The organism is Campylobacter concisus (assembly GCF_002913945.1).
GTDB lineage: Bacteria > Campylobacterota > Campylobacteria > Campylobacterales > Campylobacteraceae > Campylobacter_A > Campylobacter_A concisus_P.
The window spans coordinates 1-13,602 of the sequence record NZ_POZK01000001.1 but is presented as its reverse complement, the minus strand read 5'-3'; the positions used below and the strand labels follow the sequence as shown (position 1 = coordinate 13,602).

At 37.2% G+C, this 13,602-nt stretch carries 15 protein-coding genes; 7 read left to right on the top strand and 8 right to left on the bottom strand.

The features are described from left to right. The first annotated feature begins 4 nt into the window (after positions 1-4). Positions 5-1,204 carry a tetrahydrodipicolinate N-succinyltransferase N-terminal domain-containing protein gene (locus CYP64_RS00070; RefSeq protein WP_103640503.1) on the top strand — a complete coding sequence of 400 codons (1,200 nt, stop codon included), beginning with the start codon at positions 5-7 and terminating at the stop codon, positions 1,202-1,204. 11 nt (positions 1,205-1,215) lie between these two features. Next, positions 1,216-1,710 carry a hypothetical protein gene (locus tag CYP64_RS00065; protein ID WP_103640502.1) on the top strand — a complete coding sequence of 165 codons (495 nt, stop codon included), beginning with the start codon at positions 1,216-1,218 and terminating at the stop codon, positions 1,708-1,710. 30 nt (positions 1,711-1,740) lie between these two features. Here the strand turns inward: CYP64_RS00065 and CYP64_RS09880 are convergent, their stop codons facing one another. The 8 genes from CYP64_RS09880 to CYP64_RS00030 form a co-directional block, all read right to left on the bottom strand. After that, complete coding sequence (locus CYP64_RS09880) at positions 1,741-1,980, bottom strand: hypothetical protein (protein ID WP_141089402.1); 240 nt, start codon at positions 1,978-1,980, stop codon at positions 1,741-1,743. After that, positions 1,925-2,074 (bottom strand): Fic family protein, encoded by a 150-nt coding sequence (locus CYP64_RS10440; RefSeq protein ID WP_103603203.1) that lies wholly within the window; start codon positions 2,072-2,074, stop codon positions 1,925-1,927. The genes CYP64_RS09880 and CYP64_RS10440 overlap by 56 nt, the downstream gene beginning before the upstream one ends. Next, a complete protein-coding gene (locus CYP64_RS00055; protein ID WP_103640501.1) occupies positions 2,046-2,276 on the bottom strand; it encodes a hypothetical protein in 231 nt (76 codons plus the stop codon). The genes CYP64_RS10440 and CYP64_RS00055 overlap by 29 nt, the downstream gene beginning before the upstream one ends. A 44-nt stretch (positions 2,277-2,320) precedes the next feature. Next, complete coding sequence (locus tag CYP64_RS00050) at positions 2,321-2,593, bottom strand: DUF4172 domain-containing protein (RefSeq protein ID WP_103640500.1); 273 nt, start codon at positions 2,591-2,593, stop codon at positions 2,321-2,323. A gap of 170 nt (positions 2,594-2,763) precedes the next feature. Continuing rightward, positions 2,764-3,189 carry a gamma-glutamyl phosphate reductase gene (locus CYP64_RS00045; protein WP_103640499.1) on the bottom strand — a complete coding sequence of 142 codons (426 nt, stop codon included), beginning with the start codon at positions 3,187-3,189 and terminating at the stop codon, positions 2,764-2,766. A gap of 1 nt (position 3,190) precedes the next feature. Beyond that, positions 3,191-3,979: a peptidoglycan-binding protein gene (locus CYP64_RS00040; RefSeq protein WP_103640498.1), complete on the bottom strand. Its 789-nt coding sequence runs from the start codon at positions 3,977-3,979 to the stop codon at positions 3,191-3,193. A gap of 145 nt (positions 3,980-4,124) precedes the next feature. Continuing rightward, positions 4,125-5,936, bottom strand: coding sequence for a glutamine--fructose-6-phosphate transaminase (isomerizing) (gene glmS / locus CYP64_RS00035; RefSeq protein ID WP_103641540.1), 1,812 nt, complete (start codon positions 5,934-5,936; stop codon positions 4,125-4,127). Between the two features lie 3 nt (positions 5,937-5,939). Next, positions 5,940-8,435: an HD domain-containing protein gene (locus CYP64_RS00030; RefSeq protein ID WP_103648218.1), complete on the bottom strand. Its 2,496-nt coding sequence runs from the start codon at positions 8,433-8,435 to the stop codon at positions 5,940-5,942. 110 nt (positions 8,436-8,545) lie between these two features. On the opposite strand from CYP64_RS00030, the gene mqnE reads away from it, so the two are divergent. From mqnE to CYP64_RS00005, 5 genes are read left to right on the top strand one after another with little or no spacing between them, the layout of a single operon-like run. Continuing rightward, positions 8,546-9,610, top strand: coding sequence for an aminofutalosine synthase MqnE (gene mqnE, locus CYP64_RS00025; RefSeq protein ID WP_103648217.1), 1,065 nt, complete (start codon positions 8,546-8,548; stop codon positions 9,608-9,610). A gap of 11 nt (positions 9,611-9,621) precedes the next feature. After that, on the top strand, positions 9,622-10,914 hold the full coding sequence (locus tag CYP64_RS00020; protein WP_103648216.1) for an NCS2 family permease: 1,293 nt from the start codon (positions 9,622-9,624) through the stop codon (positions 10,912-10,914). A gap of 12 nt (positions 10,915-10,926) precedes the next feature. Further along, the gene (locus CYP64_RS00015) at positions 10,927-11,367 is read left to right on the top strand and encodes a phosphoribosyltransferase (RefSeq protein ID WP_054196841.1); all 441 of its coding nucleotides are present in this window, start codon (positions 10,927-10,929) and stop codon (positions 11,365-11,367) included. 9 nt (positions 11,368-11,376) lie between these two features. After that, positions 11,377-12,594 (top strand): glycosyltransferase family 39 protein, encoded by a 1,218-nt coding sequence (locus tag CYP64_RS00010; RefSeq protein WP_103648215.1) that lies wholly within the window; start codon positions 11,377-11,379, stop codon positions 12,592-12,594. Further along, complete coding sequence (locus tag CYP64_RS00005) at positions 12,595-13,296, top strand: pilus assembly FimT family protein (RefSeq protein ID WP_103648214.1); 702 nt, start codon at positions 12,595-12,597, stop codon at positions 13,294-13,296. The last annotated feature ends 306 nt before the right edge of the window (positions 13,297-13,602 follow it).

Here is a 13,602-nt window from a genome sequence, read left to right as displayed (position 1 = left end):
ATAGATGTCTAAAGAGTTTAAAGATGTAAATGAATTTAAGGAATTTTTTGAAGAATTTAGAAAAAAAGATGGCTATAAAGATCCGCTTGCTTTTGGTATCGCTAGGATCGATCGTGGGCAAAAAAATACAGATAAAATTTTACAAGCGACATTCGCTGTTGTAAATTACAAAGAGAGCTTTTTAAGCGCTGCTGCTTATATTTATACTTTGCAAAAATGTGATGTTAAGGTTGATTTTAATGGCTCTGAATTTATAGCTGATCTTACGCCAAAAGTGGTGAAAAAAGCTAGCAAGCTCTTTAGTGTCTTTGAAAAAGAGATAAGCTCTCATAAAAATGTACAAAATTTACATGCCGTAAAAATGGCATTTGATGACGATCTTGAACTAAATGAGAATAAATTTAAACTTGTATTTTTGTTTGACGATGCAAAACCACTTAGCGTGGAGGCTGTTTATCTCAAGCTTTACTTGATATCGCTTGGCAAAGTCGCACCTAGAACGATCGTACTTGATGGAGCTTTTGGTGTGTTACCAAATGTTGCATGGACTAGCCAAAATACGCCGATTGAGCTTGAATGGCTAAGAGAAAATGAAATTTCTCTAAAGATGTTTGGCGAATATCCAGCGATCGTGAGCGTGGATAAATTCCCAAGATTTTTAAGCCATATCATTCCGGCGGATAATACGAGAATTTTAGACTCAGCTAAGGTTCGCATGGGTGCTGCCGTGTATCCTGGCACAGTCGTTATGCCAGGTGCTGCCTACATCAACTTTAACGCAGGTACAACTGGTGGCGTAATGGTTGAAGGCAGAGTTAGCAGCTCTGTCGTAGTTGGCGAGGGTAGCGACGTAGGTGGCGGAGCTAGCATACTTGGCGTGCTAAGTGGCACAAATGGCAACCCTGTAAGCATCGGCAAACACTGCTTGCTTGGCGCAAACTCAGTCACAGGCGTGCCACTTGGTGATAACTGCATCGTGGATGCTGGTATAGCAGTGCTTGAAGGCACAAAGGTCTATATATCAGCTAGCGAGCGCGAAAAGTTAGCTAAGCTAAATCCAGAGTTTAAATTTGAAGCTGAAATTTACAAAGCACTTGAGCTTGGCAGGCTAAATGGACTTCATTTTAGACAAAATAGCCAAACAGGTCAGATCACTGCAAGTGCGAGCAAAAGGGCGATCAAGCTAAATGAGGCACTTCATTAAAAGGAGCTAGCATGAAAGTTGGCATTTTGATGTTTGACAAGCTAAATCTACTAAGCTTTGCCAAAATTTATGATTTTTTACATAAATTTGAGGATTTTAATATCAAGACTTACGCACTAAAGCCTGAGGTTGTCGATGAATTTGGCATTAGGTTTCATCCTGAAATTTATGCTGAGAGCCTTTATGGCGTGGATATCTTGGTCGTGCCAGACGGCGTTGGAGCGCTTGGACTAAGATATGATGAGATATTTTTAAGCTGGATAAAAAGCTCGGCGAGTGCGAAATTTAAGATCGGCTTTGACCTTGGCGTGCTCATCCTTGGTGGGGCTGGATTTTTAGAGGATAGAGAGGCCTGCATAAGGGGCGGATATAAAAACGCGCTAAGTGGCTACTGCGAGGTAAATGACGCTAAGATGTGCGAGAGCAGGGGCGTGATAAGTGTTAGCGAATTTGATGATGAGATCAAAGAGCAGCTCGCAAAAATCCTAAGTAAAGATAAAATTTAAGGGCTTTGGCTCTTAAATTTGATAGAAATTTTATCCTTTTAATGAGCTTATAGCTTGTTTTATGGCGCTATTTACCGCTTCTAAATGCCACTTTATCCATGCTGTGAAGTCAAAATTTGAATTATTTTCAAGCTTTGTTGTCTGCTCTAAAATTTCATAATAATCTTTTTTATTTGCGTAAATAATGCTCGATATTGAAAATGGCTCAATGCTCTCAAGCCAAGCAGTAGTGCGCCAAAGCCCTTGCCATGCGTCCGTTGCCGCCCTCATAAGGATGGATGATCACAAACCAAAGGTGCGCTAAGGCGCTTTTTACATAGGCGTTTTTGTGATTTTTATTGATAAAATTTAAAAAATTTCTCATCCTCTACGTGCTCTGCTGGCAAGGCTTCGTAGTGGATTTGCACATTTTCTTGTGAGCCTGAGACGACGCTCATCTCATCATCTCTAAATTTAGTTCTTTTTATCTTATAAATTTTGCTATGGCTATATTCAAACAAGGCATTGTGCCAGCCATGTAGTCGCTCGAAGTTCATAGGAGCTTTGTTTAAATTTGCTTCAAGCATTAGCGAGACTAGATTATCACTATGTCTAGTCGCATAAGTGTCGGCTAGCCAGTCAAATTTTCATCTAGTCTCTTTTTTACCGATGAGCGAATGCTTGATCTTTTTAGCCTCTCGCCCTCTATGAGAGATGAGCTTATTATTTCATCTTCAAGCGCACTAATTTGCGCCTTTAAAAGATCGTTTCTGCTGGTCTTGCTTGTTATCTCTTTTAAATTTTCGTGATCTTGCTCTAGCTTATTTGTAAGGGTATCTATTGCACTTTTATCGAAAGAGAAATTTGGGTAGTTGAGATGTTGCCATATCCACAGGTTTTGCATTATTTGCCTAAAAGTAAGAGTAGCATTCCTATGTTTTGTGATTTTTACTCAATGCACTGAATTTATTTATAGCAGTAAAATTTGGTATATGTGTTGTTTTTTGATTTACTATTTGTAAAAATCGTTTTTTGTTAGAAAAGAGAGCCGTGGAAAGTTGAGGCTAGATAAGATTATCTACCTAGCCTATAATCTCTTCTTGCATCCTTATAACCACGTCTATAGCCACGATCAAAACCATCATCATAGCCGTCATCATCGTTATAGTAGCCTCTACGGTAACCACGCTGAAATCTATCAAATCTGTCGTACTCATTTTGATAGTATGGGCGGTAGTTAGGCGGATATGGCGCATAGTTTGGATCAACAGGATAGTAGCCATTTGCACGGCAACTATCCTCGTCAAATTTTTCTATTCCGTTGCGAAATTTGTAGCTTTCTATTTTTTTATCAAAGCTATCAATGCTTCTTATATCGCCATAAATTTTAGCCATTTCTCTTTGATTTATAAGACCACAAAGCCTAGCTTCAACTTTTTTTTCATAACTCATAGCAAACAAAAAAGTTAATGAACAAAATAAAATGGCTATAAATTTCATATTAATCTCCTACTTTTAGGCTTCCACCTTTGCCAAGACCACCTTTTACTGTTTGCGCTTTGTAGTCTTTTAGGGCGATAACTAATTGATTCATTGAATCAAGGAAAGCATTTACAAGTGTTTTTCCCTCAGGTGTTCTTGAATATGCTCCAAGTCCAGCACCAAGAGAAGCGCCAGCACCGCCGCCCATGCCAAAGAAGTCAGTGCTAGAAGCTGAACCAATGGCCGCTGCTAATTGAACGCCTGAACGGTTTTCTATAAGAACCAATGTGGTCTGTGTCTCTTTTGTTGAAAAACCACCAGCTATAGCACCCGCTACACTACCAAAAAGTGCTCCAACAAGACCACCTGCACCACCTGTATCTTCGTTACTAAAGAATATTTCAGGGCGAATAGTATAATCAGCTGCCACCATTTTGCCTTTGCCAAAGCCAGAACCGCTACGTAGTTCGCCTGATCTATCAAGCGCACGCTCTTGCATCATATTATCCATCATAGCACCACGCTCAACTATAACAAAGCAGCCAGTTTGTTGTGCAAGAAGGCGCAAAACAGGAATAGTTGATGTGAGCTTGTAGTTGCGTGTTAAATATGAATACCAGTCAGAATTCTGGTCTTCATAAAACGCAAGTGTTCCAAGAGTGCTACTACACTTTTCTATTTTTGTGTTAGCATTTTTGTTGTTGCTACCAGCAGCACTGCCAGTTACACCATTGTTGTTGCCAGTTGCGCAACCGCTTAAAAGTAAAACTCCAAGACCTACGCTTAGTAAAGATGAGCTTAACTTCATTTTTATCCTTAATATTTAAGTTGGTTTTAGAATTATATATGAGTAAATATTATAAAAATATTAATATAAAATTTATGTTTAATAACATAATGCAAAATTATTTTTATGAAAATTTAAGCGGCCAGCAAGATGCCAGCCACATAAATTATTCGACAGTTACGCTTTTTGCAAGGTTCCTTGGCATATCGACATTGTTGCCAAGTCTAACGGAAATTTCAAGTGCAAGTAGCTGAAGCACTAGCATCATCTCAAAAAATTCACTCATATAGTGATCTTGTGCGCTTGTTTTTACGTAGTCATCGCTTAGCTCAAACTCAAGTGGGCTTATCGCTAGTATGTAAGCATCTCTTGCGGCAAGCTCTTCGACATTGCTCTTTGTCTTTTCGTATAACAAATTTTGAGGCATTAAAGCGATCGTAAATAGCTTCTCGTCCGCAAGTGCGATAGGGCCGTGTTTCATCTCGCCTGATGGATAGCCCTCGGCGTGAAGATATGAAATTTCTTTAAGCTTTAGCGCACCTTCAAGTGCCAGCGGATAGAAGATATCTCTGCCGATAAAAAAGAAGCCATGACCATGCAAATAGTGCTTGCTTAGGCGGTGAAGCTTCTCTTGAAGAGAGTTATTGATATTTAAAATTTGTGGGATGTGAAGAAGCGTTTTGATCTCGTGATCAAGCTCTTTTTTGCTGATAGAATTTTTAGCTGCCGCCATTTGAAGCACAAGCATCCAAAGTACGATGATCTGCGTTGCAAAGGCCTTTGTGCTTGCCACACCTTTTTCGATACCAGCGCGAGTTAGAAGCGTATTATCAGCTAGTCTAACGATAGATGAGTTATCGACGTTGCAAATCGCAAGTGTCTTTAGCCCAGCCTCTTTTGCTATCCTAAGTGCTTCAAGAGTGTCAGCTGTCTCGCCACTTTGCGAGATGACGATAAAGAGCGAGTTTTTGTTTAGATAAGGCTTTCTATATCTAAATTCGCTTGCCACTTCGACCTTTGTTCTAACTTTAGCAAGTCTTTCAAAGAGATAGCTTGCGGTTAGCGCTGCATGATAGCTCGTACCACACGCACAAAGCACAACATCATCGATACCTTTTAGGTATTCATCGTCTAAATTTTCAAGGGTGACTTTGTGGTTTTTGACTCTGCCCATGATGGTTTCAGATACGACTGCACCTTGCTCGTAAATTTCTTTCTCCATGAAAAATGTATAGCCCTCTTTTTGGGCATAGCTCTTATCTTTTGGTAAAGCATTAAACGTTATGCTCGCCTTTTTGCCGTGCTTAAAGACTGCGATCTCGTCTAAGCTCACATAGCCGTAGTTATTGTCATCAAGATATGCCACTTCTGTTGCATTGCCAATAAGTGGAGCATCTGATGAAGCAAAATATAGCTCTTTTTTATCGCTCTTTCCTATCGCCATAGGAGCAGCATCTTTTGCGAAAAATATCTTATCAGGCGCAGTTTTGGTGATAAGTAGCGTCGCATAAGCACCTCTTAGCTTTGCGATAGTCGCCTCGTAAGCTTTAAATGGGTCTTTTTTCTCTTTTAAAATTTCTTCAAAAAGATGCACGATCACTTCGGTGTCGGTTTGGCTGACAAATTTCACGCCCTTTGCTTCAAGCTCATCTTTAAGCTCTTTGTAGTTTTCGATGATGCCGTTGTGAACGACAAATGAGTGTTCGCCAAGGTGTGGGTGAGCATTGATCTCGGTTGGTTTTCCGTGAGTCGCCCAGCGTGTGTGACCTATCGCCACACCAAAGCCAGTTGATGTAAAGTCCTTTGTCTTTAGGGCTAAATTTTCAAGCTTACCGACAGCCTTAAAAAAGTCGATTTTGTCATCACTCATCACAGCCATACCAGCGCTGTCATATCCTCGGTACTCAAGCTCTTTTAGACCGCTTAAAATGACCTCTTTTTTCTCTTTATCTCCGATGTATCCTACGATTCCACACATTTTTTACTCACTTATTAATAAATTTAATATCTCTTCACCTTTACTCTCAAGTCGCTCGTTTTTCTCGATCAAAAAGAGATTTCTCGTTCTATTTTTGACCGTTTGGATTCTAGCACTCGTGACTTGAAAATGAAGCCTGTCAAAAACACTCATCACATAAGCCATTAGCCCGCGCTGATCTTTTGCGTTGATGCTAAGTTTGGCGTAATCTTTTGAGTGATTTAGCTCGAAGTTTATCTCATCTTTGTTAATGTTTGGTTTCAAAGGCTCTTTTAGAACCTCGCTATTTAGGGATTTTAGAGCTAAATTTTTAGTATTTTCAAGCTCCTCTTTTTTAACATTTTGGTTAAAATCAAGCCTGATATAAAATTTCTTCTCAAATAGCTCAAAAATTTCCATGTATGCAAGGTCAAATTTGGCAAATTCATAGAGCAGGGCACTTAAGTTTAGGCTCTTTTTTGTATAAATTTGTATGCTTAAATTTTTAGAGTTATTTATAAAAATTTCTGTCGTATCTAAGCTATCTGCAGCCTTGCTTAAATTTATGATCTCACTCGCACTATATTTTATAAAGACAAGATTTGATGTGATTTTAAAAATTTTCTCTTGCAAGCTTAGTTCAAGCGTCAAAAACTCGCTATTTCGTTTTATAGACTGCTCTTTTTTTACACGTCTTGTCGCTTCATCAAGTAAATTTTCATCGCTAAATGCACTAAGAGAAATTTCATAAAGTTCTCTTAAAAGCTTTGCTGTGTAGGCGTTATAGAGCCTCTCATTTGTGGCGTTTATCACGCAGTAGCTAAGGATGTAAAGCAGTTTTAAAACCTGCTTGTCGCCAAGCTTTGAGATGAAGGCAAATATAACGCGTTGGGAATAAATGTCTTCTCTGTTTGAGACGTTGCTCATTAGCGTGTGGTATCTTATCAAGATGACGCCGATATTTACGGCTTTTTGGCTTAAATTTAGCTTGTTTGCGTAGGCTCTAAAGATATTAGCGCCGATATTTGCGTGATCTTTACCAAGCCCCTTGCCAACATCGTGCATTAAAGTCACGATCTTTAGCATTGTTTTGCCCTCCAAGCAAAGCTCGGTGTAGAGATTTTTTATAAATTTATCTTTTATATTTTCGAGAAATTTTACACTTAAGATACTATGCTCATCAACCGTAAATTCGTGATAGCCGTCGTACTGAGCTAGCTGGCTGATGTGTTCCATTGGTTTTATTAAAATTTGTATCATTTGCGCATCGAGCAATGACTTTAAAATTGTGTAGGAATTTTTTCTTAAAAATATCTTTTTAAACTCGCTTATAGCACACTCTAAGCCACTTTTTGTGATGATGGCTCGCTTTATATAAAAGATCGCGCTTATATCAAATTTATAATCCACATCTTTTAGTTCTAAAAGCTCGGTTATTAGATTTTCAATGAGAGCTGGCTTTTTATGAAGTGGCACGTAAATAACGCCATTTATTTCGTAAAAGCTATTTTTTAGCCTTGCAAATTTTCTCTGATCAAAATTTAGCTCACTTTTAAAAAATGGCCTGCAAAGAGAAGCGACGATAAACCTCGAATAAATGGCGACATTATTCATCGAGCTTAGCATCTTTTGGCTGATGACGCTTTCGTTATCTTGGAGCTTTTTAGATTTTGTTTGCATGAAATTTGTCGTGATTTCAACGCTTGAAGCACTAAAAGTATCAGAATTTTGCGTTAAATTTAAGGTGGTTAGTAAGCTTAGTAAAAAGTCCACATTTAGATTAAAGCTAGCTATCTCTTTTTCATTCATCACTTTTAGGGCTTGTGATCTAACTGAAATGTCGCTATCAAGGCAGTTTAGTATGCAGTTTAAGTGGTAAATTTCATCTATCCCGCCAAAGCCACTTTTTAGATTTGGCTCTTGGGCTAAGTAGCTGATGCTAGAAAACGGCAAAAATGCCTTTAAATGGTAGTTTAAAAAGGCTTTTTTATCAAATTCTTTTAATTTTACGATCTCGCTTTTTACTAGACGGTAGAGACTTTTTGAACCACAGATATATCGGACTTGCGATGTTTCGCTTTTAAATTTGAGATCGTCTTTGTAATTTGTAAAAATTTCATCTATTTCAACGCTTTTTATATAAAAATTTATTCCAGAGCTACTTAAAATTTCGCTAAATTCTTTTAAGAAATTCTTTATGTTGTAGCCTTTTAAATTTTTATAAACTAGTAAAATTTCAAGCTCACTATTTGCGCTAAGTAAGGTTTGGGCGTATTTTCCAGTAGCTAAAACACTAAAGGCAAAGCTGTCATTTTGTGGCACAAACTCATCAAAAAATTCTCGCATAGTTTCATTTAAATAAGATTTTATAAAATCATCATATTCTTTGGCTAAAAAATTTGCAAAATTTCTACCCTGATTTTTTTGAAAATGTTTTGGCAAATTTGCCTTAAAATCAAGAAATTTCTCTTTGATCTTTGAATAATTATCGCTATTTTTGGCACTTTTATCAGCTAGCATTTAGTGTTTCCATTGTTAAAAATATCTTGGCAAATGTTACATAATTTTTGCAAAAACAAAGCTTTATTTGCTTATAATAAAGCCTTAAGTTCAGCTTTAGGACGATACAAATAATGAATCTATTACAAAAACTAGAAAGTGGCGAGAGATTAAGCAAGCAAGAGGCTTTTTCGCTTTATGAGCTTGATCTTTTTATCTTGGCTAAATTTGCCGATAAAAAGCGCAGAAAACTGCACGGCAGCAAGGTCTTTTTTAACGTAAATCGCCACATAAACCCAACAAATATCTGTGCTGACATCTGTAAATTTTGCGCATTTTCAGCCCACAGAAAAAATCCAAATCCATACTTAATGAGCCACGAAGAGATTTTAAAGATCGTTGATGAGAGCGTAAGCCACGGCGTAAAAGAGATACACATCGTATCAGCCCACAACGCAAAAAGTGGCTGGCAGTGGTATTTAGAAATTTTTAAAAAGATAAAGGCAGCTCATCCAGAGCTTCATGTAAAGGCGATGACGGCAGCTGAGATCGACTTTTTATCAAGACATTACGGCTTAAGCTATGAAGAAGTGATAGAAAAGATGCTTGAATACGGCGTCGATAGCATGCCAGGCGGTGGGGCTGAAATTTTTGACGAAGAGGTCAGGGCTAAAATTTGCAAAGGCAAAGTAAGTAGCGAAAACTGGCTCAAAATCCACAAAATGTGGCATGATAAAGGCAGACAAAGCAACGCAACAATGCTTTTTGGTCACATAGAAAGTCGTGAAAATAGGATCGATCACATGCTAAGGATCAGGGACTTGCAAGATGAAACTGGCGGTTTTAACGCATTTATACCGCTAGTTTATCAAAGAGAAAACAACTACTTAAAAGATGTGAAATTTCTAGGATCAGCTGAAATTTTAAAGACTCTGGCGATCTCACGTCTTGTGCTAGATAATGTTCCACATATCAAAGCTTACTGGGCTACATCGACCTTAAATTTAGCGATGATCGCTCAGGAATTTGGTGCTGATGATCTTGATGGCACGATAGAAAAAGAGAGTATCCAAAGTGCGGCTGGTGCAAATAGCGCAAACGGAGTTACACTAAAGACATTTTGTGATCTTATTAAAACATCTGGTTTTACGCCGGTTGAGCGTGATAGCTTATATAACGAACTTAAAATTTACTAAAGGAGCTTGGGGTGAAATTTTTTGACTTAGTACAAAACAAAACGAGTGTGAAGCAGGAATTTGGAGCGGGACTTACGACGTTTTTGGCGATGATGTATATCGTGCCGGTAAATGCGATCATTATGAGCAAAACTGGCATGCCTTATGAGGCACTAATCACTGCAACTGCGCTAATTACCATATTTTCTACTATATTAAATGGTCTTTGGGCGAACACGCCAGTTGCGATGAGCGTTGGCATGGGGCTTAATGCTTATTTTACATTTGGTCTTTGCATCGGTATGAAAGTACCTTGGCAAACGGCTCTTGGCGTTGTTTTTCTAAGCGGCGTGATATTTGTCGTCTTGTCTTTTACAAATTTTAGAATGTGGATAATTAGATCCATCCCACTTGATCTAAGAAGGGCGATAAGCGCTGGCATAGGCACCTTTATCAGCTTTGTGGCGTTTCAGCAAATGGGCTTTATCGTAAATAGCGACGCAGTTTTGGTTGGCATAGGAAATTTCAGAGATCCAAACGTGCTTCTTGGCGTTCTGGGGTTATTTTTGGTTATTTGCTTTTGGGCGTGGAAGATAAAGGGCGCGTTTATCCTAGCTGTGCTTGCTACTTCAGTGATAGCTTGGGTGCTTGGTATCGCTCCTCATCCAACAGAAATTTTCTCAACTCCAGCTTCTATCTCTCCGATATTTTTAGAGCTTGACATAAAAGGCGCGCTTAGTCTAGCCTTGCTGCCAGTTGTTATCACATTTTTTGTGACCGATCTTTTTGACTCGATAGGCACGTTAGCTGGAGTAGGAACGAGGGCTGGAATTTTTGATGAAAACAAAAAAGATGGCGTCGTAAAACTTGAAAAAACTCTTGAAGCTGACGCTATTGCTACGGCGGCTGGCTCGCTTGTAGGCGTAAGTACGACCACATCGTTTGTAGAGAGTGCTAGCGGTGTAGAAGAGGGCGGCAGAACTGGTCTAACAGCTGTATTTTGCGGACTTTTATTTATACTTACATTATTTATGTTGCCACTTTTTAAAGCGATCCCTGGCAATGCCATCTATCCGATCCTTGTAATGGTTGGCGTGCTTATGTTTGCTGAGCTTGCTAGTATAAATTTCAAAGATCCAGCCATTGCAGTTGCGACATTTTTTATAGTTGTGCTTATCCCGCTTACTTACTCGATCACAAACGGCCTTGCATTTGGCTTTATGTCATACGTAATAGTTAAGCTCATAAAGAGAGAATTTAGCGATATAAATTTAGGTGTAGTCGTGCTAGCGCTCATTAGTTTTATCGTATTTTTAGTGCATTGATAAGGATGAAAGATGATATTTTATAGCTACGATGAATTTGCTGTTGATACTAAAAAGATGGCAAAACAGATAAAAGATGAGTTTGATCCAGAGGTGATACTAGCTGTGGCAAGAGGTGGTCTAACGCTTGGCCACTCGCTAGCTGTTGCGCTTAATAATAGAAATTTATTTACCCTAAATTCTATCCACTATGAAGATACAAACAAGCTTGATACGATTAATATCTTTAACGTACCAGATCTTAGCAAATACACTAAAATTTTGCTCGTCGATGACATCATCGATAGTGGCGAGAGCATGGTCGAGATAAAAAGAGAGCTACTTAAGCGTTATCCAAATTTAGATATAAAAATAGCGACCGTCTTTTATAAAGAGAAGGCCCTGCTTTTGCCAGAATTTAAGGTAAAAGAGGCTCACGACTGGATTGAGTTTTTTTGGGATATACATATTTAAGGAAAATTTTTGCTAGATAAATTTAGAGAATTTGTTGGACATCACGTCGCCTTTAGCGTATTTTTAATATGTTTGATTGATTGTATATTTTTACTTTATACGGCAAATTCTCTTAGCATAAGTTACAGTGAAGCTGAAATTTTTTTTAACAAACAAAAATTTCTTAGCCATGTTTTAAACTTAAGTGTTCAAATTTTTGGTCAAACAGATCTTTCTTTAAGATCCGTGATGATCGCTTTTCATGTAATAAGTGTCGTTTTAATGTATAAGGTAAGCAAATTTTACATTAAATTAGAGTTTGACAGACTTATTGCGGTATTGCTTTTTATCTTACTTCCTGGCACTATAGCTTCAGCTCTTATCGTCAATAATGCTGGGCTTTGCGTTATGCTGGCGCTCCTATGTATATACTTTTTTCATGTTAAAAATAAAATTTTATTTGTAGTATTTTTTTGCCTTTCTTTTTTTATAGATGGCAATTTTTTGATATTTTACGCAGGATTTTTTATATTTTCACTTTATAAAAGAAGGCCTCCGCTTGCTTGGCTAAGTGCTATTTTATTTTTACTCACGCTTTACTTTTTTGGCTTTGATACAAATGGTAGGCCAAGTGGACACTTCATTGATACTTTTGGTATCTTTGCCGCTGTTTTTTCGCCGTTTATTTTTATCTTTTTTGTTTATACGATTTATAGAATTTGGGTAAAAGAGAAAAAAGATCTTTTATGGTTTATTGTGATTTGCTCATTTTGCTTTTGCATGATAGTCTCAATGCGCCAAAGGCTGGAACTTGAGCAGTTTTTGCCATTTTGTGTGATCGCAACACCACTTATGGTAAGAGTTTTTTTAAATTCGTATCGTGTAAGATTGCCAAAATTTAGAAAAGGCTATAAAATTTGTACGACTTTAGTGATGCTTTTTTTAGCCTTAAACTGGTCGATGATCGTATTTAATCAAATTTTTTACCTATTTTTAGATAACCCAACAAAGCATTTTGTCTATAAATTTGATGTTGTAAAAGAGCTTGCTGATAAATTAAAAGAAGCGGAAATCAAGGATTTATACACTGACAATAAAAAGCTTGCAGTAAGACTTAAATTTTATGGTATAGATGTAAGATATGAGTCTAAAAATTTATTATTAAGCGTCGATCTAGATGGAAAATCAAAATTTTGCATAGAAAAAATGGGAAAAGTAATTGCAAATTTTGACATAAGAGGTAAGTAGATGAATAGAAACAAGGGTTTTACTGTTATAGAGCTTATCTTTGTGATTATTGCCGTAGGCATACTTGCAGCAATGATCATACCAAGGCTAGAAATAAATGGAGCTAGAGAGGCAGCTACACAGATGCTAACGCATATAAGGTACGCCCAGCACCTTGCCATGCAAGATGATAAATTTGTACATTCAGAAAATGAAAAATTTTGGTTTAAAATGAGATGGGGGATAGCTATTAATGACACTAGTTTGCAAGAGTGCTCTGTAGATGAGCCTGGGGTTAAATCTTGGAAATATAGTATTTTTTATGATAAAAGAGGTAGTGGTAATAAATTTAGTGGTAACTTAAATTCCAAAGAAGAGGTTGCCATCGATACGCAAAAGTCAAATAAATTTTTAAGTGCGGGCTGGAGAGGCATTCCTCAATCCTATTGTAATAAAATTAATACAGATTTAAATATTGAAAAAAAATATGGCATAAAATCGGTTAAATTTGTCGGTAGTTGCGGAAAAGGCAAAATGCAAACTATTGATTTTGACGAATTAGGTAGGCCCATGAGAGTGGTAAGTGTTACTGGTAATAAAGGAGCGAAAAGACCTTATTCAAGACTATTAAAAGGTGATTGTAAGATAGTTTTAACAGATAAAAATAATAATGTAGCCTCTATAAATATAGAAAAAAGAAGTGGATACGCATATATAAACTAAACCCTATAAACCTATAATAAAAATACATACTTTAAAATTTTTAAGCGTCTAACAATTTTTTCTAAAATTCCCTAAATATTTCAACTATCTTTAAGTATTGCTCGTATATAATTCCAGCTCACGAAACGAGAAACCACCTTTAACTTCACTGGTTAATAAAGCCTTTTCTTTTTATCGTTGTTCTTTTAACTTACAATTGTTAAACTATTAGTCAATCTTTGAAATCTAAACAAGTGATCGATTGAGCCAGTCTATTATGATTAAATAATAGATTAGACAAACTAATATAAAAACTAAAAGTTTTTT

Coding starts and splice junctions, on each gene's coding strand:
- CYP64_RS00070 (WP_103640503.1), top strand. CDS start 5: ATGTCTAAAGAGTTTAAAGATGTAAATGAATTTAAGGAATTTTTTGAA.
- CYP64_RS00065 (WP_103640502.1), top strand. CDS start 1,216: ATGAAAGTTGGCATTTTGATGTTTGACAAGCTAAATCTACTAAGCTTT.
- CYP64_RS09880 (WP_141089402.1), bottom strand. CDS start 1,980: ATGAGGGCGGCAACGGACGCATGGCAAGGGCTTTGGCGCACTACTGCT.
- CYP64_RS10440 (WP_103603203.1), bottom strand. CDS start 2,074: ATGAGAAATTTTTTAAATTTTATCAATAAAAATCACAAAAACGCCTAT.
- CYP64_RS00055 (WP_103640501.1), bottom strand. CDS start 2,276: ATGCTTGAAGCAAATTTAAACAAAGCTCCTATGAACTTCGAGCGACTA.
- CYP64_RS00050 (WP_103640500.1), bottom strand. CDS start 2,593: ATGCAAAACCTGTGGATATGGCAACATCTCAACTACCCAAATTTCTCT.
- CYP64_RS00045 (WP_103640499.1), bottom strand. CDS start 3,189: ATGAAATTTATAGCCATTTTATTTTGTTCATTAACTTTTTTGTTTGCT.
- CYP64_RS00040 (WP_103640498.1), bottom strand. CDS start 3,979: ATGAAGTTAAGCTCATCTTTACTAAGCGTAGGTCTTGGAGTTTTACTT.
- glmS (WP_103641540.1), bottom strand. CDS start 5,936: ATGTGTGGAATCGTAGGATACATCGGAGATAAAGAGAAAAAAGAGGTC.
- CYP64_RS00030 (WP_103648218.1), bottom strand. CDS start 8,435: ATGCTAGCTGATAAAAGTGCCAAAAATAGCGATAATTATTCAAAGATC.
- CYP64_RS00015 (WP_054196841.1), top strand. CDS start 10,927: ATGATATTTTATAGCTACGATGAATTTGCTGTTGATACTAAAAAGATG.
- CYP64_RS00005 (WP_103648214.1), top strand. CDS start 12,595: ATGAATAGAAACAAGGGTTTTACTGTTATAGAGCTTATCTTTGTGATT.